The organism is Enhydrobacter sp. (genome assembly GCF_030246845.1).
GTDB lineage: Bacteria > Pseudomonadota > Alphaproteobacteria > Reyranellales > Reyranellaceae > Reyranella.
On record NZ_CP126889.1, the window covers coordinates 2,880,104 to 2,904,958 of the forward strand.

Genomic DNA, 24,855 nt, shown 5'->3' on the forward strand with positions numbered 1-24,855 from the left:
AGACGTCAACGTAGTGTTGACAACACGAGATGACAATCGAAAAGGATTGCGTGCGCAAGCTGCGCCTGCAAAGCAAAGGCATGCGCGTCTTCACGACCCTTCCACAACACGACCTGCGCAAGGTCGGGCCGGCGGCCCTGGCGATCGAGGCGGCCGGTTATGCTGGCGTCAGCACGCAGGAGAACAAGCACGATCCGTTCCTGGCGCTGGCCGTGGCGGGCGCCGCGACGCAGCGGATCGAGCTGCATACCGGCGTCGCCATCTCCTTCGCCCGCTCGCCCATGGTCTGCGCCAATATTGGCTGGGATCTCGCGGCCAGCACGGGCAGCCGCTTCACGCTGGGACTCGGCTCACAGATCCGGGCGCACAACGAAAAGCGCTTCTCCGTGCCGTGGTCGGCGCCGGCGCCGCGCATGCGGGAGTACGTGCAGGCGGTGCGGGCGATCTGGGCCGCGTGGAAGGGCGACGGCAAGCTCGCCTACGAGGGCAAGCATTACCGCTTCACCCTCATGACGCCCAACTTCGTGCCCGAGCCCTATGACGGCCCGGCGCCGCGGATCGGCATCGCCGCCGTGGGGCCGGCGATGATGAAGGTGGCCGCCGAGGAATGCGACGGCGTGAAGCTCCACGTCTTCTGCACCCGCAAGTATCTGGAGCATCGGATCCGGCCGATCCTGGCGGAGGGCCTGGCGAAGGCCGGCCGTGCGCGCGAGACGTTCGACATCTCCGGCGGCGGCTTCGTCGTCACCGGCAAGGACGACGAGGCGGTCGCCCGGCTGTTCGACTGGGTGCGCTATCGCGTGGCCTTCTACGGCTCGACGCCGGCCTACTGGCCGGTGTTCGAGGAGCACGGGCTGGGCGATCTCGGTCGCAAGCTCAACGCCATGACCAAGGCGGGCCAGTGGAACGAGATCGCCCAGCAAGTGCCGGACGACGTGGTGCATCTCTTCGCCGCGGTCGGCCGCCACGACCAGATCGCCCGGGCGATCGAGGCGCGCTTCGGCGGGCTGGTCGATTCGGTGAGCGCCAGCGCCAGTGCGTCCAAGCCCGCCGACCTGCCGCCGGACCTGATCCAGGACATCGCGCGCATCCCGACGCTGTATCGGCCGGCGGCGTGATATCGGTCATCGCTCTCCGGTAGCAGACCCTTCGCTCCGCTTCCCGCAAAAGAAAAGCCCCCGTCTTGCGACGGGGGCGCCAGGTAGCCCGCGATTGTTCTGTGCGGGCAATACGAGTTGTCTCGATGTCAGTGCAGTTTACGCGGTAGCTCGGCGATCGCCTCGCTCACCAGCTTCTCGGCGCTGCCGGTACCGACCTGCTCGCGCAGGAGGGATCGGGTGGCGGTGAGAGCGAGATCGACGGCCATGTCGCGCACATGCTTGGCGGCAGCGGCCTCCGACTGCGCGATGCGGTCGAGGGCCTGCTGTTCGCGCAGCGCGATCGCCGTCTCGAGGTGCTGCGCCGCGTGATGCTGCATGCGCTGCGCTTCCTCGCGGGCCTGGGCCACGATCGCCTCGGCCTCCGCGGTCGCCTCGTCGAGCGTGCGCTGGGCGTCGGCCTTGGCACGCAGGGCGTCGGTGCGCAGCCTCTCGGCGTCGCCCAGCGCGCGAGCGATATCGGCCGAGCGCTTGTCGAGCAAGGCCGAGATGCGCGTCCAGAGCAGCTTGCCCAGAAGCGCGACGAAGAGCAGGAAGCCGACGGCGACCCAGGTTTCCGGGTTGGCAAAGAAGCTCGTGTGCTCGGCGACGCCTTCGGTGCCGGCGGCCCATGCGCTACCCATCAACGGCCTCCTTTGGCGAGGGCGATCTTCGTGCCGAGGGCGGCCTTGTCCGCCGGCTGGCCGGCGAGCTTGGCATAGACCTCGGCGGCGACGTCGTGCGCCATGTCCTCGATGCCTTCCAGGACCTTGGCGCGCTGACCGGCGATGCGCTTCTCCGCCTCGTCGATCTTGGCGCCCAGCCGCTGGCCGACCTCTACGAGCCTGGCGGTGGCGGCGGCGTTGTCGGCCTCCACCCGCTCGCGCTGCAGGCGACGCGCCTCGTCGCGCGCATCGGCCAGGCGCTTCTCGTAGGCGGCGACCAGCGCGCGGGTCTCCTCGCTCGCCTTCTCGGCCGCGTCCAGGTCGCCCTGGATCTTGGCCTGGCGCTTTTCCAGCGTGTCCGAGATCGCGGGAATCGCCGCCTTCGACATCACCAGGTACAGCACCACGAAGGTGATCACCAGCCAGACGATCTGGGGCGGGAAGTCGTGGACGTTGAGCTGCGGCATGCCCTCGGTGGCGGCCTCTGCTGCTCCGCTCGTGCCCAGGACGGCCAGAGCCGCCAGCGTGCTGTGTACCGGTGTCCGCATGATCTTCGGCCCGAAGCTCCCTCGCCGCTAGAACACGAACAGGATCATGAAGGCGATGACCAGCGCGTACAGCGCCACGGCTTCCGTGAGCGCGAAGCCCAGGAGCACGTTGCCGAACACGCGGGGCGCGGCCTCGGGGTTGCGCAGGGCGCCCTGCACGAAGCTGCCGAAGATTTGGCCGATGCCCACGCCCACGCCGGCGAGCGCGATGGTGGCGAGACCGGCGCCGATGAGCTTGGCTGCAGAAGCGTCCATTTGAACTGTCCTTTCGAGTATCGAGTCGTGTTGCGGTTGGAAGGCGACGCCGTCAGTGACTCGGATGGAGGGCGTCGTGGAGATAGAGGCAGGTCAGGATCGTGAACACGTAGGCCTGCAGGAAGGCGATGATGAGCTCGAGACCGGTGAGCGCGAAGATGAGCGCAAGCGGCGCCCAGCCGGCGAGGACGCCGAGCATCACCGCAAAGCCCCCGAACACTTTCAGCATGGTATGGCCGGCCAGCATGTTGGCGAACAGTCGGATCGAGAGGCTGAACGGCCGGACGAAGTAGGAAAAGACCTCGAGCGGCGCCACGAAGACGAGGAAGTAGACCGGCACGCCCTTGGGCGCGAAGAGCTGCAGGAAGTGCAGGCCGTTCCTGGCGAAGCCGATGATCGTGACGCCCACGAAGACCACGACGGCCATCCCGAACGTGACGATGATGTGGCTGGTCGGCGTGAAGGAGTAGGGCACGAGGCCCAAGGTGTTGCAGAACAGGATGAAGACGAAGAGGGTGAGGATGAACGGAAAATAGGCCTTGCCCGCGTTGCCGACATTGTCGCGCACCATGCCGGCCACGAACTCGTAGCCGAGCTCGGCCACGGCCTGCAGGCGACCCGGCACCAGCGCCCGCTGGCGCATCCCGTAGACGAAGAGAAGGGTGGCGAGGATGACCGTGATCGTCATCCAGAGAGCGGAATTGGTATAGGAGGCGTCGAGAGAACCGATCCGTAGGTCGAGCAGCCGTTTGATCTCGAACTGCTCCATCGGGCTATGCATATCGTCCCCACTCCATCCAACGCCTGCGCGCCTAACGCCGAACCGTCGTCAGGGCAGGCGGCTGTCGTTCCCCCTGGCCGCCTCTTCCGAGTAGGCCCGGATGACGCGCCACGCATTGTTGACGCCGGCCGCGAGCCCCAGAACAAGGCCCGCCACCAATGAATACGGCGTCCAGCCCATCCAACGGTCGAGCCAGTAGCCGAAGAACCCCCCGACCAAAAGGCCCGCGATCATATCGACCAACACTCGATAGGCAACGCCCGTCTGACGGTGCGACACCCGCAAGTCCAGCTTCGGCTCGTCGCTGGCCGGACCGCGCGCCTTCCTGAGACGCTCTTCCAGCTCGTCGATCCGTCGCCGATCGCCTTCCGGATCACGATGAGGCTCGCGACCCTGGCCGGCATTGCGCGAAGGGGTATCCATTTGCCTATGCTCCCGAACGTCGTCGCGGTGAGGCTCCGCCGCCCGATTGCGCGCGGATGTCTAGGGGGTCGAGGATACCCTGTCAAGGAACGGATTCCCTTTACCTCTCAAGTAGTTAAACCCACGGTCAGGGCTTCATCACGGCGAAGCTCGCGTCGCCGTCACGCTCCACCTGGGGCACGAGGTCGACCTCCCAGTCGAGATACTGGCGCATCGCCGCCTCGACGTCCTGCTTGAAATCGTACGGCCGGTACCAGACGTCGGTCGGCGGATCGGCCATCCGCGTGTGGCCGGTCTCGACCGGCAGCCCGGCCGTGCGCCAGCTCTTCATGCCACCGGCAAGGATCGCGACCGGCAGTTCGCCGGCAGCCTCTCTCGCCTCCGCCACCGCCAAGGCTGCGATCTCCCCGTCGGGCGAGACGAGCACGATCCGCGCGGCATTGCCCTGCTTCCGCAACATCCCGGGAATCGAGCCGGCAAGGCCGGCACGTACGGCGAACCATGCCCCCGGTATGTGGCCGTCCCGATATCTGAGGCTGGTGTCGAGATCGATCACCAGGGTCGAGGCGCGTGCGGCATCGAGCTCGGCCGGCGTCACCGTTGCCGGTGTCGGCAGCGCAAAGCCCTTGGGGAAGCGGGGCTCGGGCTCGGTCGTGAGTTCGCCCGCGACCGGCTTGTGGTCCAGCACATAGGTCTTGGCCCAACCCATCTGCAGCAGCCAGTGTGCGGTCATCGTGGCGCGCACGCCGTCATTGTCGTGCAGCACGATCGTGGCGTTGCGCGCACCCACATATTGATCGGTCGCCTGCACGAGCTGCCCGCCGGCGGCATGGCGAAAGCCCACGAGATGGCCTTGCGCATATTCGGACGGGTCGCGCACGTCGAGGCGGTAGAGCGGACCGCCCCCGGCTTCGAGCCGCCGAAACGCCGCGAGGTCGATCTTCCGGATATTCAGGCGTTCGGCGATCCTTGCCGCGGCGGCCTTGGCGAACGCCGCCGCCTGCGTGCTTTGCGGGCCGAAGCTCCGGGTCTCGCCGCGCGCTACCTTCAGGCCTGCGAGATGCCAGCCCATGGTGCCGTTCTTCAGCGCCATCACCTTGTTGGGAAGACCGGCATTGATCAGCGATTGGGCACCGATGATCGAGCGCGTGCGGCCGGCGCAGTTCACGACGACCAGCGTCTCCGGATTGGGCGCGAGGTCCTTGACCCGATAGACGAGCTCGGCGCCCGGGCAGTCGACGCCGCCGGGGATCGACATGTTGTTGAACTCGGGCATCGGCCGCGAGTCGAGGATCACTAGATCGGTCCCGGCGTCGATCAACCTCTGCAGGTCCGACGCGTCGATGCGCGGCGTGTCGTTGCCGTGCTCGACCACCTCGCCGAACGCCTTGCTGGGCACGTTGACGCCCGTGAAGACTTCGTAGCCCGCTTCGCGCCAGGCCTTCAGGCCGCCTTTCATGACGGCAAGATCGGTGTAACCCAGCGTCGAAAGCCGGGCGGCGGCACGGTTGGCGCGGCCGGCCCATTGCGGGTCGCGGTCCTCCTCGCCGCTGTCCATCAAGACGATGCGGGTATTCGGATCGGGCAGCAGGGCGAAGGCGCGCGGCTCCAGCCGCGACAGCGGCAGGGGCGTCGCGAACAGGGGATGTCCCTCGGTCGAGAACTCGCCCTCCTCGCGGACGTCGAAGAAGGCGAAGACCTCGCCCGATTTCAGCATCGCCTTGACCCGCTGCACCGGCAGAAGCGGCGTCAGGATCCGCGCTTTGGCCATGAAGCGCTTCGCGGCCCCCGTACCAAGGTCGACGCTGACGCGGTCAGGCAGATGCTCGAGGCTCAGGCCATAGAAGTGGAGATGCAGCGCATCACCCGAGCCCGCCGGCGTCTCGATATGATGGAAATCGTCGGGCAGGTAGCAGATGAAGTCGCCGCGTCTCAGCGTCTTCTCCCTGGCAGGCGCCTCGCGAAGCTGCACCATGTCCGCGCGGGCGCCGTTGTCCAGTCGGTCGTAGACGACATTGCGCTCGGCGCCGTGCACGCCGGCAATGATTGCCCAGGTCGTATGGTTGTGAGGCGGTACCTTCTTTCCCGCACCGCCGGCCGAGGCGTAGAGCGCGAAGCGATGGTCGCGATCCTCGCTCAGGCGATAGATGCCGCCGTCCGGTCCGAGCGGGAACTCCTCCTGCGGGAAGAGCTCGGCCCGGTTCGCCAGCGAGGCGAGGAGATGGCCGAGCCGGTCGAGTGTCGCCCGGCCGATGCCGTCCTTCTCGATCGCGCGGGCCTGGTCGACAAGCTGCCGGACGGCGGCGGCGCGTTCCTGGTGCAAGCTCATGGTCTCCTCCGGTTTGCGCCAGTATAGCGAGCCCGTGCTTGTCGCCCTACGGCCGTCAAACTACTCTGCGAGCATGAGATATCTTTTGGCGTCGGTCTTGATGGCGGCGGCGACCGGCCTCGCAGCCTCGGCCTGGGCGCAGACCACCACGCCGCCGCACCGTCCCCCGGCCGCCAAGACCGCCAGGACCACCACCAAGGTCGCCGTCCGGGCGCCCGCCCACCACGCCCCGGGCGCGCCTCACGCCAAACCGCACCCGGTCGTTCGTCATGCGGCGGTCCGCCATCCGGTGTTCGTGCCGCCGCCGCCGGTCATCGAGCTCGACGAGACGGCGGTCAATCCCGAGCTGCCCACTGCGCTCGATGCCGGGACGAGAGACCGCTACCGCCGCATCTTCCAGGATCAGGCGGCCGGCAAATGGGGTGAGGCGGATGCCGAGATCGCCCGCCTCGGCGACAGGACGCTGATGGGTTATGTCGGCGCCCAGCGTCTGCTGTCGCCGCGCTATCGCGCGGGCTACAGCGAGCTCGCGGCCTGGCTGCAGGATTACAACGACCATCCCGATGCGCCCGCCATCTATCGCCTCGCCCTCGCCAGACGGCCGCGCGGCGCGGCCGATGAATTGACCCCCGCGACCTTCGTCACCCGGGTGCCGCTCTCGCCGGCCTTTGCCGCTGCCCGTACCGTGACGGGATCCGACGCCGCCGAAGCGGCCCAGCTGCGCGCGCGGCTGCAGCAGATGATCGACGATGGCGGCTTCAACGCTGCCTTCGCCTTGCTCGATCGCAAGTCGACGGCCGATCTCCTGGGGCCGCAGGAAGTTGAGCTGTGGCGCGGCCGCGTCCGCACGCACGCGCTCGAGGCCGATTCGCAGCGCGCCCTGCAGGTCCCGGTCGAGATCAGCCTGCCGCCCGACGCCAACTGGAACGCGGGCCTGGCGGCCTTCACCGGCGGCGATATGCCCGAGGCAGCGCGTCGTTTCGAGATGGTGGCCGATGCTGCGCCCGATCAGGTGTCGTCCTGGACCTTGTCGGCCGGCGCCTTCTGGGCCGCGCGCGCCAACCTGCTGGCGGGCAACCCGCAGAAGTTCGCGCCCTATCTCAAGCGTGCGGCCCTGCACGGCCGCACCTTCTACGGGCTGATCGCGCAGAAGGCGCTCGGCATGAAGATCGTGGCCGACTGGAGCCTGCCGGCGATCGATCGCAAGGAAGCCGATCTTCTGCGCAACGATCGTGCCGGGCGGCGCGCGCTGGCCCTGCTGCAGCTCGGCGCCTCGACCGCGGCAAGCCGCGAGCTGTTCGCCGCCTCGCTCGACGCCGATCCCGGCTACATCACCGCCATCCTGTCGCTGGCCAGCAAGGCCGTGCTGCCCGACCTGTCGGTGCGGGTCGCCAACGCCGCCTGGGACGTCCGGCACAGGATCCCGGGCTATGACGCCGCCGCCTATCCGCTGCCGCCCTGGCAGCCGGCCAGCGGCTTCGGCCTCGATCGCGCGCTGCTTTGGGGCTTCATGCGCCAGGAATCCGCCTTCAATCCCAAGGCCCGCTCCTATGTCGGCGCGATCGGCCTTCTGCAGCTCATGCCGAGTACGGCGCAGATCGTCAGAGCCAAGCTCGCACCCGAGACGGCGGGCGGCGATACATTCGATCCCTCGATCAACATGTCGCTCGGCCAGGCCTACATCAGCTCGCTGATGGGCGATGTCGACGACAGCCTGGTGCGTGTGGCTGCCGCCTACAACGGCGGACCGGGCAACGTGAACCGCTGGGACAGTTCGCTGAACGCCTCGGCCGATCCGCTGCTCTACATCGCCTCGATCCCGCTCAACGAGACGCGGGACTTCGTGCAGCGCGTGCTGGCGAACTATTGGATGTACCAGATCCGGCTCGGCCAGCCGACGCCGTCGCTCGACCAGATCGCCGCCCACGAATGGCCGCGCTACATCCCGCAGGACACGGGCCGTTGATCCTGTTCCTATGTGACCATGTAATATGGCCACATAGGGATCGGCCATGGAGCGCAAGATAAATGCGGCCGCTTTCAAGACGCGCTGCCTCGCCCTGATCGACGAGGTCGCCGAAAGCGGCGCGCCGATCATCGTCACCAAGCGCGGCAAGGCGAAGGTGCAGGTCGTCGCCGTGCGCGAGAAACCCAGGACGCTTTTGGGTGCCACGAAGGGCACTTTCAGGATTCTCGGCGATATTGTCGGTCCTGTCGTCGAGGATTGGGACGAGGATCGTGAATGGCGCAACATCACCGGGCAATTCGATGACCCTCCTGCTCGATACGCACACGATCCTTTGGCTCACCGAGCAGATGCCCAGGCTCGGAAAAGCAGCAAGGCGAAGGTGCGACGTCGCTCTCGCCGCCGGTGAGCTTGCCGTTTCGACGGTGACATTCTTCGAACTGAACTGGGCCTTGGGGCGCGGCCGTGTCGAAGGACCGTCAGATATTCGCGGATGGCGTCGTGATCTCCTGACACTGGGCCTACGTGAGATTGCCTTGTCGGCCGAGATTGCACTGAAGGCGGCGGAACTCGACAATCTGCACGGTGATCTGTTCGATCGGATAATCGTTGCCACGGCGCTGGTCGAAGACGCAGTATTGCTCACCGCCGACCGTCCGCTCCTCGCCTGGTCCGGGAAGCTCCGCCGGCAGGACGCGCGGCTGTGATGGGGAAGGTTCTCGCCATGAATGCCGCCCGTTTGCGCCGCTTCATTGCCGACATGACTTCCCTCGTGGGCGGGGCGTGGCAGGACAAGGACGAGGCGGCGGTCATCGAGGTCGGCCGCAAGCTCCTGGGCGAGCTGGTGAGTCACGACGACTGGCTGCCCGAGAGCATGGCCAGATGCCCGCCGCACGGCTATGCGCAAAACCTTCTGTGGTGCGATCCGTTCGAGCGCTTCTCGATGGTAAGCTTCGTCTGGGCGCCGAGCGCCTGCACGCCCGTGCACGATCACCGCATGTGGGGCCTCGTCGGCATGCTGCGCGGCTCGGAGATCTCGCAGGCCTTCTCTCGCGACGCGGCGACCGGTACGCTCGCCGCCGGCGAGGCGACGACGCTGATGCCCGGCGATGTCGAGGCGTTGGTTCCCGCACTGGGCGACATCCATCGCGTGACCAACGCGCTTGCCGACTGCGGCTCGATCAGCATCCATCTCTATGGCGGCAATATCGGCGCGGTGCACCGGCATATTTTCGATCCAGAGACAGGCGAGCCCAGACCGTTCGTGTCCGGCTACACCAACCAGGTCATGCCCAATCTCTGGGTCCGTTCCGCCGAGGACCGTGCCGGCATGTAGGTGTCAGCAGCGAAACTGCCGCTAAATCCAACTTGACCTGCCGCGTCGGCACCACCAAATCTCACTCAGTGTGAAATGGAAAGGACAGTGGTGTGATGCGTCGTAGAACCGTGCTGCGCGCCGGCAGCGCTTTCGCCGTCGTTGCGGGCGCCGCGCCGGCGATTGCCCAGCCCGGCAAGTGGCCGAGCCGCGAGATTTCGCTGATCAATCCCAACGCTCCGGGCGCCGCGACGGACCTGACGGCGCGCATCATCGCGCAGGCGCTCGAGAAGCGGCTCAACGCCACGGTCATCGTCAAGAACGTGGTCGGCGGCGCAGGCGCGCTCGGGCCCACGACGCTGGCGCAATCGACGCCCGACGGCCACACGATCGGGCTGGTGGCGATCTCGACCCACGTCGCCGTGCCCAACATGATGAAGGTCAACTACGAGCCGTGGAAGGCGTTCGACATCATCGGCCAGGTCGCGGCCCTTCGCTACGGCGTCGGCGCCCGTGCCGACGGTCCGATCAAGTCGATCGAAGAGCTGATCGCGCAAGGCAGGCAGAAGCAGCTCACCTACAGCTCCAACAACGTCACCAATGTCGTGGCGATGTTCCAGCTCGCCAAGCTGACGGGCACCAAGCTGCGCTGGGTCGTGTTCCCGGGCGGCGTCGAGTCGGTGACGGCGGCGATCGGCGGTCACGTCGACGCGGTCATCCAGACCGTCACCGAGATGAAGCCGCAGATCGAAGCCGGCAAGCTGCGCTTTCTCGCGTCGGCGGCGGAGGCGCGCTGGCCGGACTATCCGGAGGTGAAGACGCTGCGCGAGGCGGGCTACGACGCGATCAGCAACGGGCCGTTTGGCTACGCCTTCCCGACCGGCGTCGATCCGGCGATCAAGGAGCGCATGGACAAGGCGCTCGCCGACGTGATGGCCGACGAGGGCGTACGCAGTCAGATCGCCACACTCGGCATCCAGCCGGTCTACCGCGACGGCAAGGATTACGCGGCGCTTCTGAAGAAGATCGAGGTCGATCTCGTGCCGATACTGAAGGAAACTGGTATGGCGAAGAAGGCGGCATGACCCGCCCCGGCGGCGCGCGGATCGCCGGCCTTGGCCTGCTGGCGGCCGCGCTGGTCGGCTTGTGGAAGTCGCTGGAACTCGAAAGCTGGAGTTTTGACGGTCCGGGCGCCGGTCTCTTTCCGCAGCTCGTGACCGGCGTTTGCGTGGCCCTGGCCCTGCTTGTCGTCGTCTCGCCGGGCAAAGCCGGATCGACCGAGGAGGGCGACACCGAGGAAGCCGGGACGGGTGCCGAGGCGCGCCGCACCTTCGCCCTCTACGCCATTGCCTTCGGCACGCTTGCCGCAGGAGCGGCCTATGCCGGTTTCGCCGTGACGGCGATCGTCACCGCCGTCGTGATCGTGCGTTTCGCCGAGCGGCGTTCGTGGGCCGCGGCCCTGGGCTACGGCATGGCCTGTGCCGCCATCGGCCTGGTCTGCTTCGGCTGGCTGCTGCGGGTGGACCTGCCCGAAGGGCCCATCGAACGCGCCTTCTACACGCTCGTCCGCTGATCGAAGCCTCGCCATGGAAGCACTCCTCGATGGCTTCGCCGTCACCCTGACTCTGGGCAACCTGCTCTACTGTTTCGCCGGCGTCCTGCTCGGCACGGTCGTTGGCATCCTGCCCGGCCTCGGCCCGCTCACCACCATCGCGATCCTGCTGCCGATCACCTTCAAGATGGAGGTGACGTCGGCGATCATCATGCTGTCGGGCATCTACTACGGCGTCGCCTACGGCGGTACGGTGACGTCGGTCCTGATGCGCATTCCCGGCGAGGCCTCGTCGGTCGTCACCTGCCTCGACGGCTACGAGATGGCGCGCAGGGGCCGAGCCGGCGCGGCGCTCGGCGTGGCCGGCCTCGGCTCGTTCGTGGCGGGCACCGTGGGCGTCATCGGCATCTCCTTCCTGTCGCCGCCGCTTGCCAGGCTTGTGCTGGCGTTCGGGCCGGCCGAGTACGCCATGCTGATGCTGGCCGGCCTCACCATGGTCACCTACATGTCGAGCGGCTCGCTGGCGCGTGCGCTCTTGATGGCGGCCTTCGGCCTGCTGCTGGGGACGGTCGGCAGCGATCCGATGAACATGACGCCGCGGCTCACCTTCGGCATCCTGGCGCTGGGCGACGGCGTCAATCTCGTGCCGCTCGCGATCGGCCTGTTCGGCCTGTCGGAAGTGCTGTTCATGGCGCGGCAGAAGGCCGAGGACCTGAAGATCCTGCCGCCGCCCTCGCGTCTGCTGGGCTTCCTGCCCTCGCGTGACGAGGCGCGCCGTTCCCTGGGCCCGGTGGCGCGCGGTACGGGGCTCGGCTTCCTGGTCGGACTGCTGCCCGGTGGCGGCGCGACACTGGCCTCGTTCCTGTCCTACGGTATCGAACGCAAGCTCTCCAGGCATCCCGAGGAATTCGGCAAGGGCGCCGTCGAGGGCGTGGCCGGACCCGAATCGGCCAACAACGCCGGCACGGCCGGCGCCTTCGTGCCGCTCCTGTGCATGGGCATCCCGGCCAATGCCATCACGGCCCTGCTGCTCGGCGCCTTCATCATCCACGGCGTCACGCCCGGGCCGACCATCCTCGAGCGCCAGCCGCAGGTGTTCTGGGGCGTGGTGGCCAGCATGTATGTCGGCAACGCGATGCTGCTCATCCTGAACCTGCCGCTGATCGGCCTGTTCGTGCGCATTCTCGAGATCCCGCGCGCCTACCTCGCGCCGATGATCCTCGTGGTCTGCCTGATCGGCGTCTACTCGTCGAGCAACAATCCGGCGGACGTATTGCTTGCCGTCGTCTTCGGCTTCGTGGGCTACGGTCTGCGTCGCCACGGCTTCGACCTCGGCATCGTGATCCTGGCCTATGTCCTGGGACCAATCTTCGAGCGTTCGGTGCGCCAGGCGCTGGCCATCTCGGACGGCGATCCGTCGATCTTCTTCCACAGCTACCTGTCGACCGCCTTCGCGCTCGTGGCGCTCGCGCTCCTGGTTGCCGGCCTCTGGCCGAGGAAGCGCGCTGCGACGACATGAAAAACCCGCTGCAAGAGCCGCAGCAGGCCCTCCCCAGTCCGGCCGTCAGTGCTCGTGCGGATGGGGGTGGGTCGGGTCGACCCAGTAAACCTCTTCCGGCTTCTCGGCCGGCGCGATGTCGAGGTTGATGGCGATCGCCTCGTTGTCGGAGCGGACCAGCACGCATTCCAGCGGCTCGGTATCCGAGGCGTTGATCTCCTGGTGCGGCACGTAGGGCGGGACATAGATGAAGTCGCCGGGACCGGCCTCGGCGATGAACTCGAGCTTCTCGCCCCAGCGCATGCGCGCCTTGCCCTTGACGACATAGATCACGCTCTCGAGATGGCCGTGATGATGCGCGCCGGTCTTGGCATGGGCGTGGATCGTCACCGTGCCCGCCCACAGCTTCTGCGCGCCGACGCGGGCGAAGTTGATCGCCGCGGCGCGATTCATGCCCGGTGTCTGGGCGGTATTGGTATCCAGCGAACCCGCGGGGATGACCCGCACGCCGTCATGTTTCCAGTCGGTCATGGCGTCTCATCTAGGCCCCCCCACCTCGCTTCGGCAAGCGAGGAACGTTAGGATGATCGCATGAACAAAATCGATGAGACCAAGGCTTTCAAGCCGGTGAACATCGCCGTGCTGACGGTGTCCGATACGCGCACGCGCGAGACGGACAAGTCCGGTGACACGCTGGCCGAGCGTGTCGTGCGCGACGGTCACGTGCTGGTCGATCGGGCGATCGTGACCGACGATGTCGGCCTGATCCGCGGCCAGGTGAAGAAGTGGATTGACGATCCCAGGGTCGAGGTGGTGATCACGACCGGCGGCACAGGGGTCACCGGCCGCGACGTCACGCCCGAGGCGCTCGAGGGGCTGTTCGAGAAGAAGATCGAGGGTTTCGGCGAGGTGTTCCGCTGGATCAGCTTCCAGAAGATCGGCACCTCGACCATGCAGTCGCGCGCGACCGCGGGCGTCGCCAATGGCACCTATATCTTCGCGTTGCCCGGATCGACCGGCGCCTGCCGGGACGGCTGGGACGAGATCCTGCGCCACCAGCTCGACATCCGCTTCCAGCCCTGCAACTTCGCCGAGCTGATGCCGCGCTTGAACGAAGGCAAGATGCCCCGCAGCGGCTGAGCCACAATATCTCGTGGCTTGACGGGTTCCTGTTTTGTTCTCAAAGTCGGCGAGCCATGACGCCCAAGGATCCGCCGCTCTATCCCGACGATGCGATCCCCGAGCCGCAGCACAACGGACGCGGGGCGCTCAGCAACGCCTCGAGCCGCTACGACAGCGAGAAGCGCATCCGGACGACCGACGGCTGGGAGGCTTCGGCCGAGCAGGCGCCGGAGGACGGCGAGCTGCCTCCGCTGCGCACGACCCTGACGCGCGATGCCACCCGCACCATCCTCGCACGCAACACCTCGCCCGACGTGCCGTTCGACCGCTCGATCAATCCCTATCGTGGCTGCGAGCACGGCTGCATCTATTGCTTCGCCCGGCCGACCCATGCCTATCTCGGCCTGTCGCCCGGCCTCGATTTCGAAACCAGGATCCTGTTCAAGCCCGATGCCGCGAGGCTCCTCGTGGCGGAGCTCGCCTCGCCCAAGTATCGCTGCGACGTGGTGGCCATGGGCACCAACACCGACCCCTATCAACCGGTCGAGCGCGAGCTCAAGGTCACGCGGCAGATCCTGCGGGTGCTGAGCGACTTCAACAATCCGGTCGGTATCGTCACCAAGAACCACCTGGTGACGCGCGACATCGATATCCTGGCCGACATGGCGCGGCGCAATCTCGCCGAGGTGTTCCTGTCGGTGACGACGCTCGACCGGGATCTCGCGCGCACCATGGAGCCGCGCGCTTCGGCGCCATATCGTCGGCTGGAGGCGATCCGCGAGCTCGCGGAGGCGGGCGTGCCCGTGGGCGTGATGACCGCGCCCATGATCCCGGGCCTCAACGATCACGAGATGGAGTCGATCCTCGAAGCCGCGATGGCGGCCGGCGCCACGCGCGCGGGCTTCACCGTCCTGCGCCTGCCGCTCGAGATCAAGGACCTGTTCGAGGAATGGCTGCGCGCGCATCGGCCGGACCGCGCCGAGCGCGTGCTGTCGCTGATCCGCCAGATGCGCGGCGGTGCGCTCTACCAGGCCGAGTTCGGCCTGCGCATGCGCGGCGAGGGCCCGATCGCCCAGCTCCTGGCCGCCCGTTTCTCGGCGGCGGTGAAGCGCCTCGGCCTCAACCGCATTCGTTACCGGCTCGACACGCTGCGCTTCGCTGTGCCGGAATCCGCGCGCACCGCGCTCGTCGATGCCAGGCGCGATGCCCGGCAGATGAAATTGTTGTGAGAGGGCAGCATGACCGAAGAGATTGTTTTCTACACCAATCCGCAGTCGCGCGGGGCGATGACGCACTGGATGCTGGAGGAGACCGGCTGCCCGTACCGCATCGAACTCAAGAGCTTTGGCGCCGACATGAAGACGGCCGAGTATCTTGCCATCAATCCGATGGGCAAGGTGCCGGCGATCAGGCATGGCCGCACGATCGTGACCGAGACCGGCGCGATCCTCAGCTATCTCGCCGATGCCTTCCCCGAAGCCAGGCTCGCGCCGCCGCCCGCCGAGCGCGGCAGCTACTACCGCTGGCTGTTCTTCGTCGCCGGCTGTTGCGAGCCGGCACTGGGCAACAAGGCGGCGGGCTGGAATCCCGAGACGCCGGAACTGCAGGTACGGTTCGGCTACGGCTCCTACGAACGGACGATCGAGACGGTGGCGAAGGCGGTCGAAGGCCGAGACCATATCGCCGCCGACTATTTCACGGCGGCCGATCTCTATATGGCGTCGTTCCTGTATTGGGGAATGATGTTCGGCGTCATCGATAAACGACCGGTCTTCGAGGCCTACGTCCAACGCCATGTCGAGCGTCCGGCGGCGAAGAGGGCGCAAGAACAGGCGGCGCGGCTCGTCGCCGGCGCACGCTAGAACCGGCGGATCAATCTAGGAACCGGACCTTTGGCCAAAGCTCGCGCCAGCGCTTTTGCGCGATGCGGCGCTCGTAATCGCCGCGCTGCGTGCGCCCGAAAACGGTCGGACGGCAGCACAGGTTGACGAGGTCGTCGACGCCGAGCGGAGCGATCACGGTCAACGAATCGTCCGCTTCGAGGCGCACGCCGACCGCCGTCACGGTTTCGAGCCAATGGGTCATCGCGTCCGGCGTGCTTTTGTGTGGCGGCAGCCCTTTCCACACATGCATGCGGGCCTGGTTGCGGACCTGCCAGGGCAGGCCCGGCAGCAGCGCGCCGAGTTGCGCCTCGTAGCGTGCCTCGGTCTCTTTCGAAAGATCGTCCGCGTCGTAGTAGAGCACGTCGATGTCGGCCGGCGGTCGCGGCGGAAAGATGCCGTGCAGATGATCCCATACCCGATTGCGCACGAAGCCTGCGGCAATGCACCAGTCGCTCAGGCCGAGCGTGCGGGCGGCACGAAGCTGTTCCATACCCACAGGATCCTGCGCGATGATGTTGGCCACGAGGGACACGGGCCACACTCTACGCGGTGACTTTGGGGATATGCCGAGCTTCCGATACGAAATGCGCTGCGAAGGACCGGGCGTGGTGCGGATCGCCGGCATCGACGAGGTCGGTCGCGGCCCCCTGGCGGGCCCGGTGGTGGCGGCCGTGGCGATCATCGACCGGAGCCTGGCGAAGCGGAAGCTCTTACGGCTGATCGATGATTCCAAGAAGCTCGTGCTCGAGGAGCGCGAGGCGGCCTACGAGGCCATGATCGCCTCGGGCGCTGTGCGGTACGCGGTCGGCGAGGCGAGCGTCGAGGAGATCGACAGGATCAATATCCTGCAGGCGACCTTCCTCGCCATGCGACGGGCCCTGAACGCCCTCGCCGATCAGCCCGATATCGTCCTGATCGACGGCGACCGCGTGCCGCCGGATCTCGGCTGCCGCGCTGAGACCATCGTCGGCGGCGACGCGCGCTCCTATTCGATCGCGGCGGCATCGATCCTGGCCAAGGTGACGCGCGACCGCTACATGCATGCGCTCGCGGCCTCGTTCCCGGGCTATGGCTGGGAGACCAACCGCGGCTACAAGACGCCGGAGCACCTCGCGGCCTTGAACCGGCTCGGCCCGACGCCACATCATCGCAGGAGCTTCGCACCGGTCATGCGGCTCCTCTAGCGCAGGAGCATGCGCCATGGACGACGACGACAAGACCCTCGAGCAGGAGAGCGAGCACGGCCGGCTCATTGCCGACCTTCGCGCCGAGGTGCTCAAGCAGACCGACGGCGAGAGCCGGGCGCGACTGCTGGCGCGGATCGACCGTCTGGAGAGCTCGATGCACACCGCGTCGTTCGGCGAGCACGTGAAGGCTCTCGTCGAGGAAGCGGAGGAGGAGGCGGCGGCGCTCGGTCCCTTCATGTCGCGGCTGTCGAGCCTGCTGCCCTAGAGTCGTTCGCTAGGTCTGGTGTTCGCCTGCAGCGGATCGACTCGATCTTGTGGACCGATGTCATAAACAATTGAATCAATTGTAATTTCTTGACCGAGAGTCGGTGGATGACTCATCTTCCACCGATGCCTGTGGATTATCTCGACCGCGTTCTCGTCGGCGATTGCATCGAACTGATGAAGAGCCTGCCCGAAGGCTCGATCGACATGGTGTTCGCCGATCCGCCCTACAACCTGCAACTGGGCGGCGACCTTCTGAGGCCCGACAACAGCAAGGTCGACGCGGTCGACGACGATTGGGACAAGTTCGCCGATTTTTCCCGTTACGATTCGTTCACCCGAGCCTGGCTGGCCGCGGCGCGCCGGGTACTTAAGCCCGAGGGCACGCTGTGGGTGATCGGCAGCTATCACAACATCTTCCGCATCGGCACGGCGCTGCAGGACCAGGGCTACTGGATCCTGAACGATATCGTCTGGCGCAAGTCGAATCCGATGCCGAACTTCAAGGGCAAGCGCTTCACCAACGCGCACGAGACGCTGATCTGGGCGGCGCGTGACCGGCGCACAAAGCGCTACACCTTCAACTACGACTCGATGAAGGCGCTGAACGAGGGCGTCCAGATGCGCTCCGACTGGCTGTTGCCGCTCTGCACCGGCGGCGAGCGGCTGAAGGGCGAAAACGGCAGGAAGGCGCATCCGACGCAGAAGCCGGAATCGCTGCTGTTCCGCTGCCTGATGGCGGCTTCCAATCCCGGCGACACGATCCTCGATCCGTTCTTCGGCACCGGCACGACCGGCGCCGTGGCGAGGCGCCTCGGCCGTCACTTCGTCGGGCTGGAGCGCGACCGGATCTATGCCGCCCTTGCGCGCAAGCGCATCGCCGAGGTGACGCCGCTTGGTGCCGAGGACGTGACGCCGACGCCCGGCAAGCGTCAGGAGCCGCGCATCCCGTTCGGGGTGCTGATCGAGGCGGGACTGCTGCGGCCCGGCACGATGCTGAGCGATCTCAGCGGTCGCCTGCAGGCGCGCGTGCGCGCCGACGGCACGCTTTCGGCCGCCAATGCCCGCGGAGAGCATCGCGGCTCGATCCACCAGGTGGGCGCGGCGGTGCAGGGCGCGCCCGCCTGCAACGGCTGGACCTTCTGGCATTTCGAGGGCGAGGGCGGCCGCCTGCCGATCGACCATCTGCGCCAGCAGGTGCGGGCCGGGCTTTAGCCCTTTGCCGCGTGGGCGATGACCTTGCGCATGACGGTCGGCAGGGCGCGCTCGGTCATCTGGTCGATGGTGCACCAGGCACTGCCGGGCGCCAGTCGGGCGAGGCCCGAAGTCGCGGCGGCGGCATGGGCGACCGCGAGCTCGAGGTGGAAGTGGGTGAAGGTGTGGCGCACGCCGCCGTCCAGCACCTTCCAGCGCGCCGGCACCGGCGCCTGCTTCAGGGCTTCGGTTACCGACAGGACGCCCTCGCGCCAGTCGCTCGACGGCACCTCGTCCATGCCGCCCAGCAGGCCGCGGGGCGGCCGCTTGCGCAGCAGCACGGCGCCGTCCTTGCGCGTGAGCACGAAGGCGAGGCCGCGCCGTGTCGGCTTGAGCGCCTTGGCGGCGCGCCGTGGCAGCTCCTCCGCGATGCCGCGCTTGCGCGCCTCGCATCCCGTCATCAGCGGGCAGATGACGCAGCGCGGGCCGCGCGGCGTGCAGACGGTGGCCCCGAGATCCATCATCGCCTGCGCGTAGTCGCCCGCCCGCTGCGCGGGAACCAGGCCGGCCGCCCGCAGATCGATTTCCGCCTTGGCGTCGGGCAGTGGCGTCTCGATGGCGAACAGGCGGGCGATGACACGTTCGACATTGCCATCGACGGCCGACGCCGGCTCATCGAAGGCGATGGCGCGGATGGCGGCGGCCGTGTATCGGCCGATGCCGGGCAGTGCCAGCAATTCCTCCTCGCTGCGGGGAAAGACGCCGCCGTGCCGTTGCTGCACGGCACGTGCGCAGGCGTGCAGATTGCGCGCGCGCGCGTAGTAGCCGAGCCCCGCCCAGGCCGACAGCACCTCGTCGATGGGTGCGGCGGCCAGCGCCTCGACCGTGGGCCAGCGCTTCACAAAGCGGTGAAAGTAATCGCCGACCGTGGCGACGGTGGTCTGCTGCAGCATGATCTCCGACAGCCAGACGAGGTAGGGCACGGCGCGTTCACCTGGCGGCGCCCGCCAGGGCAGGGTGCGGCGGTGACGGTCGTACCAGTCGAGCAGACGCGCGGCGTGGGTCATGGTCATGCGAGGGGTCGTGCCCTAGCATAAGGAGCAGGCTTTGAAAGGGTCCATGCGGGAAAACGGCTTTCGCGCCATCGGCGGTCTGACCCGGCAGCTCACGTCCGGCCTCGTTCCCAAAGGACGCAAGGGTGCCGGCAAGGGAGGCGGGGCGCCGCTTCACCGGCTGAAGGCCGACTGGTCGGCCATCGTCGGTGCCGAAATCGCGCGCGCGTCGCAGCCGGAGGCGCTGCTTGCCAGCCGCGGTGCGCGGGCCGCTCATGGTGCGGGCAAGACCTTGCGGCTGCGCGTGGCGGGCGCCGCCTCGCTCGAGATCCAGCACATGTCGGGCCGCCTGGTCGAGCGGGTGAACGGCTATTTCGGCCATCGCCTCATCGACGATATCCGACTCGTGCAGGGCGGCATCGCGCCGGCGCCGGCGGCTTCCACGACGCCAAGGCTCCCCGATCCCGATCCGGCAAGCGCGCGCCGCATCGCCGAACGTGTCGAAACGGTACAGGATCCCGACCTCAAGGCGGCGCTCGCGCGCCTCGGCACGCGCATCGCGGCCAGCCGACGCAGCGTCGTGCTAGGTGGGCTGGGAACTCTTCTTCTTGCGCGTGCACCGCGCGCCCAGCAGCCGACCGAGGAGCAGGCGAGGGCACTGGCTGTCCGGCCTGACGACCATGTGCTGGGCAAGCCCGACGCACCCAACCTGATCATCGACTATTTCTCGCTGACCTGCCCGCACTGCGCCAACTTCGCGGCGGCGGTGCTGCCGGGCGTGCGCAAGCAATTCGTCGATACCGGGCAGGCCCGCTTCGTCTATCGCCACTTCCCGTCGGACTCGATCGCCACCCATGCCAGCCAGCTCGCCGAATGCGCCGGCCCGAACGGTTTTTTCGACACGATCGACGTCCTGTTCCGCTCCCAGGTCGATTGGCTGACGGCCTCCGAGCCCGAGGCCGAGATGGCGAAAATCCTGGAGAAGAGGGGCGTGGCGGCCGGCCAGTGCCTCACCAACGACCGGCTTCTGGACAAGATCATCGCGGATGTGGAAACCGGCCAGACACTCGGAGTGCACCAGACGCCGACCCTGTTCATCAACGGCCGGAATTGCGGCAATCCGGGCGGGCCCGACGCCATCGGCAAGATTCTGCGGGATATGGACCGGTAAAGGTTTGACTCCCCACAAGCTGAATTCCCAAGATGTAGTAGAGAGGAAGTTGGGATGCGGAATATCTTGATCGTCGCCGGCGGGCTTGTCGCCGTGGCTGCGATTGCGGCTGGCGTCTATTTCGGGACGCGCCCGGCTTCGCCCGGTCCGACGCCCACCCCGGCTTCGGCGACCACGGGCGCACCGGACAAGGCCGCCATCCTCAGCGTCCAGCCCACCGACCATGTCGAGGGCGATCCCAATGCGCCGATCACCCTGATCGAATACGCCTCCTTCACGTGCCCGCACTGCGCGCACTTCAACACGGTGGAGTTGCCCAAGATCAAGGAGAAGTGGATCGACACCGGCAAGGTGAAGCTCGTCTACCGCGATTTCCCGCTCGACCAGACGGCCGCCAAGGCGGCCGAGCTCGCGCAGTGCGCGGGCAAGGACAAGTATTTCGCCGTCGTCGACATGATCTTCCGCGGCCAGCTCAACTGGGCCACCGCGTCCGACCCGATCGCCGAGCTGTCCAAGTCGCTGCGCATCGCCGGCATGGGCGAGAAGGAAGTGAAGGCCTGCCTTGCCGATCCCAAGGTGGCGGACGCCGTGGTCGCCTCCTATCGCAGCGGCGAGCAGGTCGGCGTCGATTCGACCCCGACCCTTTTCATCAACGGCGAGAAGTTCGAGGGCGCCCGACCGGTCGAGGAGCTCGAGGCGACGTTCAACAAGCTGCTCAAGAAGTAAACCCCGGAAAACCAACAGGCGTGGTGTAGATGGTCCAGTTCGACAAGCTCCGGCTCTCCGGCTTCAAGTCCTTCGTCGACCCGACGGAGCTCGCGATCGAGCCCGGCATGACCGGGATCGTCGGACCCAATGGCTGCGGCAAGTCGAATCTCGTCGAGGCGCTCAAGTGGGTGATGGGCGAGACCTCGGCCAAGCAGATGCGCGGCAGCGAGATGGAGGACGTGATCTTCTCCGGCGCCGGCACGCGGCCGGCGCGCAACATCGCCGAGGTCATGCTGACGCTCGACAACCGCACCCGCACCGCGCCGGCGATGGTGAACGACGCCGATCAGCTCGACGTCGTGCGGCGCATCGAGCGCGGCCAGGGCTCGGCCTACTCGGTGAACGGCCGCGAGATTCGCGCCCGCGACGTGCAGACGCTGTTCGCCGATGCCGCCACCGGGGCGCGCTCGACGGCGCTGGTGAGCCAGGGCCGCATCGGCGCCCTGATCAACGCCAAGCCAGCCGACCGCCGCACCATCATCGACGAGGCGGCCGGCATCACCGGCCTCTATGCCCGCCGGCACGAGGCCGAGCTGCGCCTGCGCGCGGCCGAGCAGAATCTCGCGCGCGTGCAGGACGTGCTGGTCGCGCTGGAAGAGCAGCACAAGGGCCTCAAGCGCCAGGCTCGCCAGGCCAGCCGCTACCGCAACCTCTCGGACCATATCCGTCGCGCCGAGGCTGCCGTTCTGGCGCTGAGACTCGCGGCCGCCGAGAGCGAGCTCGCCGATGCGGGCGAACGGCTGAAGGAGGCCGAGGTCCAGGTTGCCGATCTCACGCGACTTGTCGGCCTTGCGACGACCGCGCAGGCCGAAGCGGCGACCGCGCTGCCGCCGTTGCGCAACGACGAGGCCGCCGCCGCCGCGGCCCTTCAGCGCCTGCGGGTGGCGCGCGATGCGCTGACCGCCGAGGCCGAGCGCATCGCATCGGCCCAGCAGGATTGCGAGACGCGTCTGCAGCAGACCGACTCCGATCTCGCACGCGAGCGTGGCCGCAAGGGCGACGCCGAGGCCGCCATCGCCGACCTCGACAGCCAGCGCGCCAGGCTCGAGCAGGAGCGGGTGGGCGAGGAAGATCGCGCCGCCGCCGCGCAGCAGGCGCGCGACGAGGCTCATGCCGCCACCGGTGAGGCGGAGGCCGAGCACGACCGGCTCATGCGCCAGATCGCCGACGACGAGGCATCACGTGCCAGCGTGAGCCGCGAGATCACCGAGCTGCAGGAGCGCCTGCGCCGCCTCGAGGCACGCCGCGCGGAAGTCGCGGACCAGCAACGGCAGGTCGAGGACGAGCTCAGGAGCTTGCCCGCCTTGTCCGAGGTCGAGGCGGCGCTGGAAGCGGCCCGCCTCGCGCTGGAGGAGACGCGGCGCGAGAGTGCGCGGGCGATCGAAGGCGCCCGCGCCGCCGAGCGCTACGAGTCCGACGCCGCCCGCATGGCCGTCGCCAGCGCCGAGGCCGAGCGCGTCGAGATGGAGCAGGCGCGCGCCGCCGAGCGGCAGGCGGCCGAGCAGAGCTACGCCGCGGCGGCGGAGTTGCTGCAGAAGGCGAATGCGCGGCTCACCAAGCTGCGGGCCGAGGAAGCGGGCGTGGCGGCGGCGCTGAAATCGGCTGCGACGTCGCTGTGGCCGCCATTGCTCGACGCGCTGACGGTCGAGCCCGGTTTCGAGAAGGCGCTGGGGGCGGCGTTCGGCGAGGAGCTCGAAGCCTCGTCCGACCGCGGCGCCCCGGTGCACTGGCTGCCGCTCGGGCCGATCGCGGACGCGCCGGCGCTGCCCGAGGGCGCGACGCCGCTTTCCGCGCATGTCCGGGCCGTGCCCGAGCTGGAGCGACGACTCGCCTTCATCGGCCTCGTTGCCGACGACGCCACCGGAGCGGCGTTGCAGGCGACCCTGAAGCCGGGCCAGCAGCTCGTCACGACCGAAGGGGCGGTCTGGCGCTGGGACGGCTACACGATGCGCGCCGGCGCGCCTTCGACCGCCGCGGTCCGGTTGAGCCAGCGCAATCGCCTGGCCGAGATCCGACAGCAGATCGATACGCTGGCGGCGGAACAAGCCGCCATCCAGGCGCGGGTCGATGCGGAAGCCGGCTGGCTTGCCGCCGCGCGCGACGCCGAGAAGACATGCGTCGAGCAGGCCCGCCTGCACGAGCGGCGCATCGCCGAAGCATCGCGACGCAAGACGCAGGACGCAGGCGAGGCGACGCGCGCCGCCGAACGTTCGGCGCAGGACGCCGTCGCCGGCGCCGAACGGCGGGCAGCGGAAGCGCGCGATCGTCACGCCGACGTGGCGCGTCGCACCGATCAGCTCAACACGCGGCTCACGGCGATCGGGCAGATGGCGGCCGAGATCGTGGGCGACATTGCCAATGCCGAGATGCGGCGGACCTTCCGCCAGGCGCGGCTGTCGTCGATCTCGGACACGCAGGCCGATCGCGCGACGGCGGCCGCGCTGCGGGCGCGCATCGCCGAGTTGCGCGCGCAGCTCGTCGAGGCCGAAGGAACCTGCGAGCGACTGGCGCGCGAATCGGCGATGCGTGCCGAGCGACTGGGCCAGATCGCGCAGGATCACGAGGGCTGGAGCAAGCGGCTGGGCGATGCGGACGGCCAGATCGTCGAGCTCGAGGCCCGCCGGGAGCAGATCACGGCGGCGCTCGCCGAGCTTGCCGCCAAGCCGGCCGAGATCGAGGCCAGGCAGGCCGCCCTCGGCGAGGAGATCGCCAAGGCCGAGCAGAAGCGCCAGGACGCGGCCGACCGGCTCGCGGTCGGCGAGACCCAGCTCGGCGAGGCCGACAAGGCCTTGCGCCAGGCCGAGGCCGAGCTCGCGAGCGCGCGCGAAAGCCGCGTACGCCGCGAAGGCCAGGTCGAGCAGGCCACCAAGGATCGCGAGGTGGTGGTCGAGCGCATCGTCGAGCGGCTGCGCTGCGAGCCCGACGGCGTGCTGGCGCTCGCCGAGGTGCAGTCGCTGGAGGAGCTGCCCGAGATCGAGAAGGCGGAGCAGAAGCTCGAGCGACTGGTGCACGAGCGCGAGACGATGGGCGCGGTGAACCTGCGCGCCGAGGAGGAGGCCAACGAGCTCGAGCAGCAGATCACCGGCATGACGAGCGAGCGCGACGACCTGATCGCCGCCATCGGCCGGTTGCGCCAGGGCATCCAGAGTCTCAACCGCGAGGGTCGCGAGCGCTTCCTCGCCGCCTTCGAGCAGGTGAGCGGCCATTTCCAGCAGCTCTTCACCAAGCTGTTCGGCGGCGGCAAGGCCGAGCTGCGGCTGACCGAGTCGGAGGATCCGCTCGAGGCCGGCCTCGAGATCCACGCCAGCCCGCCGGGCAAGAAGCTGCAGGTGATGTCGCTGCTGTCGGGCGGCGAGCAGGCGCTGACGGCGCTGGCGCTCCTGTTCGCGGTGTTCATGACCAACCCGGCGCCGATCTGTGTGCTGGACGAGGTGGACGCGCCGCTGGACGACCTGAACGTCGAGCGCTTCTGCGCGCTCGTGCAGGAGATCGCCGACCGGACCGACACGCGCTTCCTGATCATCACCCACCATCGCGTCACCATGGCGCGCATGGACCGCCTCTACGGCGTCACCATGGCCGAGCGCGGCGTGTCGCAGCTCGTCTCGGTCAACCTGATGGAAGCGGACAGGATGGTTGCCTGACACAGAGCTTCAACAAGCAAGAAGACAGTCTTCCTCTCACATCGACTTGGGCGCCGGCACGGCCAGCCGGCGCCCTTCTCTTTGGCGTGCGCCGGATGTAGT

At 68.0% G+C, this 24,855-nt stretch carries 26 protein-coding genes; 17 read left to right on the forward strand and 9 right to left on the reverse strand.

Annotated features, from left to right (window positions below; genetic code table 11):
• Positions 1–29: 29 nt before the first annotated feature.
• Positions 30–1,118, forward strand: coding sequence for a TIGR03617 family F420-dependent LLM class oxidoreductase (locus tag OJF58_RS14445; protein WP_300778375.1), 1,089 nt, complete (start codon positions 30–32; stop codon positions 1,116–1,118).
• A gap of 128 nt (positions 1,119–1,246) precedes the next feature.
• Here the strand turns inward: OJF58_RS14445 and OJF58_RS14450 are convergent, their stop codons facing one another.
• The 6 genes from OJF58_RS14450 to OJF58_RS14475 all read right to left on the reverse strand — a co-directional run bounded on the left by OJF58_RS14450 (position 1,247) and on the right by OJF58_RS14475 (position 6,137).
• Complete coding sequence (locus OJF58_RS14450) at positions 1,247–1,780, reverse strand: ATP synthase F0 subunit B (protein WP_300778376.1); 534 nt, start codon at positions 1,778–1,780, stop codon at positions 1,247–1,249.
• Positions 1,780–2,349 (reverse strand): F0F1 ATP synthase subunit B', encoded by a 570-nt coding sequence (locus OJF58_RS14455; protein ID WP_300778378.1) that lies wholly within the window; start codon positions 2,347–2,349, stop codon positions 1,780–1,782. Before OJF58_RS14455 ends, OJF58_RS14450 begins: the two co-directional genes overlap by 1 nt.
• A 27-nt stretch (positions 2,350–2,376) precedes the next feature.
• A complete protein-coding gene (locus tag OJF58_RS14460; RefSeq protein WP_300778379.1) occupies positions 2,377–2,604 on the reverse strand; it encodes a F0F1 ATP synthase subunit C in 228 nt (75 codons plus the stop codon).
• 52 nt (positions 2,605–2,656) lie between these two features.
• A complete protein-coding gene (locus tag OJF58_RS14465) occupies positions 2,657–3,385 on the reverse strand; it encodes a F0F1 ATP synthase subunit A (RefSeq protein ID WP_300778381.1) in 729 nt (242 codons plus the stop codon).
• 48 nt (positions 3,386–3,433) lie between these two features.
• Entirely contained in the window at positions 3,434–3,808 is a 375-nt protein-coding gene (locus OJF58_RS14470) for an AtpZ/AtpI family protein (RefSeq protein ID WP_300778383.1), read from the reverse strand.
• A gap of 127 nt (positions 3,809–3,935) precedes the next feature.
• Positions 3,936–6,137 (reverse strand): rhodanese-like domain-containing protein, encoded by a 2,202-nt coding sequence (locus tag OJF58_RS14475; RefSeq protein WP_300778384.1) that lies wholly within the window; start codon positions 6,135–6,137, stop codon positions 3,936–3,938.
• Between the two features lie 85 nt (positions 6,138–6,222).
• Between OJF58_RS14475 and OJF58_RS14480 the strand changes: the two genes are divergently transcribed.
• The 7 genes from OJF58_RS14480 to OJF58_RS14505 all read left to right on the forward strand — a co-directional run bounded on the left by OJF58_RS14480 (position 6,223) and on the right by OJF58_RS14505 (position 12,489).
• Entirely contained in the window at positions 6,223–8,103 is a 1,881-nt protein-coding gene (locus tag OJF58_RS14480; RefSeq protein WP_300778386.1) for a lytic transglycosylase domain-containing protein, read from the forward strand.
• A gap of 46 nt (positions 8,104–8,149) precedes the next feature.
• The gene (locus OJF58_RS27160; protein WP_366526772.1) at positions 8,150–8,512 is read left to right on the forward strand and encodes a type II toxin-antitoxin system Phd/YefM family antitoxin; all 363 of its coding nucleotides are present in this window, start codon (positions 8,150–8,152) and stop codon (positions 8,510–8,512) included.
• The gene (locus OJF58_RS14485; RefSeq protein WP_300778388.1) at positions 8,406–8,810 is read left to right on the forward strand and encodes a type II toxin-antitoxin system VapC family toxin; all 405 of its coding nucleotides are present in this window, start codon (positions 8,406–8,408) and stop codon (positions 8,808–8,810) included. The genes OJF58_RS27160 and OJF58_RS14485 overlap by 107 nt, the downstream gene beginning before the upstream one ends.
• Positions 8,810–9,439: a cysteine dioxygenase gene (locus OJF58_RS14490; protein WP_300778390.1), complete on the forward strand. Its 630-nt coding sequence runs from the start codon at positions 8,810–8,812 to the stop codon at positions 9,437–9,439. The genes OJF58_RS14485 and OJF58_RS14490 overlap by 1 nt, the downstream gene beginning before the upstream one ends.
• Positions 9,440–9,534: 95 nt before the next feature.
• On the forward strand, positions 9,535–10,503 hold the full coding sequence (locus OJF58_RS14495) for a tripartite tricarboxylate transporter substrate binding protein (protein WP_300778392.1): 969 nt from the start codon (positions 9,535–9,537) through the stop codon (positions 10,501–10,503).
• Complete coding sequence (locus tag OJF58_RS14500; RefSeq protein ID WP_300778393.1) at positions 10,500–10,991, forward strand: tripartite tricarboxylate transporter TctB family protein; 492 nt, start codon at positions 10,500–10,502, stop codon at positions 10,989–10,991. Before OJF58_RS14495 ends, OJF58_RS14500 begins: the two co-directional genes overlap by 4 nt.
• A 13-nt stretch (positions 10,992–11,004) precedes the next feature.
• Entirely contained in the window at positions 11,005–12,489 is a 1,485-nt protein-coding gene (locus OJF58_RS14505) for a tripartite tricarboxylate transporter permease (protein WP_300778395.1), read from the forward strand.
• A gap of 45 nt (positions 12,490–12,534) precedes the next feature.
• Here OJF58_RS14505 and OJF58_RS14510 read toward each other — a convergent pair whose 3' ends face one another.
• Complete coding sequence (locus OJF58_RS14510) at positions 12,535–12,999, reverse strand: cupin domain-containing protein (protein WP_300778397.1); 465 nt, start codon at positions 12,997–12,999, stop codon at positions 12,535–12,537.
• 60 nt (positions 13,000–13,059) lie between these two features.
• Between OJF58_RS14510 and moaB the strand changes: the two genes are divergently transcribed.
• From moaB to OJF58_RS14525, 3 genes are read left to right on the forward strand one after another with little or no spacing between them, the layout of a single operon-like run.
• Entirely contained in the window at positions 13,060–13,608 is a 549-nt protein-coding gene (gene moaB, locus OJF58_RS14515; RefSeq protein ID WP_300778399.1) for a molybdenum cofactor biosynthesis protein B, read from the forward strand.
• 56 nt (positions 13,609–13,664) lie between these two features.
• Entirely contained in the window at positions 13,665–14,819 is a 1,155-nt protein-coding gene (locus OJF58_RS14520; protein WP_300778401.1) for a PA0069 family radical SAM protein, read from the forward strand.
• Between the two features lie 9 nt (positions 14,820–14,828).
• A complete protein-coding gene (locus OJF58_RS14525; RefSeq protein ID WP_300778403.1) occupies positions 14,829–15,452 on the forward strand; it encodes a glutathione S-transferase family protein in 624 nt (207 codons plus the stop codon).
• Positions 15,453–15,462: 10 nt separating this feature from the next.
• On the opposite strand, the gene OJF58_RS14530 is transcribed toward OJF58_RS14525, so the two are convergent.
• Positions 15,463–15,996 carry a nucleotidyltransferase family protein gene (locus tag OJF58_RS14530; protein WP_300778405.1) on the reverse strand — a complete coding sequence of 178 codons (534 nt, stop codon included), beginning with the start codon at positions 15,994–15,996 and terminating at the stop codon, positions 15,463–15,465.
• A 40-nt stretch (positions 15,997–16,036) separates the two neighbouring features.
• On the opposite strand from OJF58_RS14530, the gene OJF58_RS14535 reads away from it, so the two are divergent.
• The 3 genes from OJF58_RS14535 (at position 16,037) to OJF58_RS14545 (ending at position 18,139) form a co-directional block, all read left to right on the forward strand.
• Positions 16,037–16,657 carry a ribonuclease HII gene (locus OJF58_RS14535; protein WP_300778406.1) on the forward strand — a complete coding sequence of 207 codons (621 nt, stop codon included), beginning with the start codon at positions 16,037–16,039 and terminating at the stop codon, positions 16,655–16,657.
• Positions 16,658–16,673: 16 nt separating this feature from the next.
• On the forward strand, positions 16,674–16,925 hold the full coding sequence (locus OJF58_RS14540) for a hypothetical protein (RefSeq protein ID WP_300778408.1): 252 nt from the start codon (positions 16,674–16,676) through the stop codon (positions 16,923–16,925).
• Between the two features lie 107 nt (positions 16,926–17,032).
• Positions 17,033–18,139 carry a site-specific DNA-methyltransferase gene (locus OJF58_RS14545; RefSeq protein WP_300778410.1) on the forward strand — a complete coding sequence of 369 codons (1,107 nt, stop codon included), beginning with the start codon at positions 17,033–17,035 and terminating at the stop codon, positions 18,137–18,139.
• On the opposite strand, the gene mutY is transcribed toward OJF58_RS14545, so the two are convergent.
• Complete coding sequence (mutY, locus tag OJF58_RS14550; protein ID WP_300778412.1) at positions 18,136–19,191, reverse strand: A/G-specific adenine glycosylase; 1,056 nt, start codon at positions 19,189–19,191, stop codon at positions 18,136–18,138. The two genes, OJF58_RS14545 and mutY, sit on opposite strands and share 4 nt — an antisense overlap.
• 34 nt (positions 19,192–19,225) lie before the next feature.
• Here mutY and OJF58_RS14555 point away from each other — a divergent pair, with 34 nt between their 5' ends.
• Genes OJF58_RS14555 through OJF58_RS14565 form a run of 3 tightly spaced genes read left to right on the forward strand, consistent with a single transcriptional unit; the run spans position 19,226 to position 24,753 of the window.
• Positions 19,226–20,341 (forward strand): DciA family protein, encoded by a 1,116-nt coding sequence (locus OJF58_RS14555; RefSeq protein WP_300778413.1) that lies wholly within the window; start codon positions 19,226–19,228, stop codon positions 20,339–20,341.
• Positions 20,342–20,395: 54 nt separating this feature from the next.
• Positions 20,396–21,067: a DsbA family protein gene (locus OJF58_RS14560; protein ID WP_300778414.1), complete on the forward strand. Its 672-nt coding sequence runs from the start codon at positions 20,396–20,398 to the stop codon at positions 21,065–21,067.
• Between the two features lie 29 nt (positions 21,068–21,096).
• Positions 21,097–24,753, forward strand: a complete 3,657-nt coding sequence (locus OJF58_RS14565; RefSeq protein WP_300778416.1) for an AAA family ATPase — start codon at positions 21,097–21,099, stop codon at positions 24,751–24,753.
• Positions 24,754–24,855 lie beyond the last annotated feature (102 nt).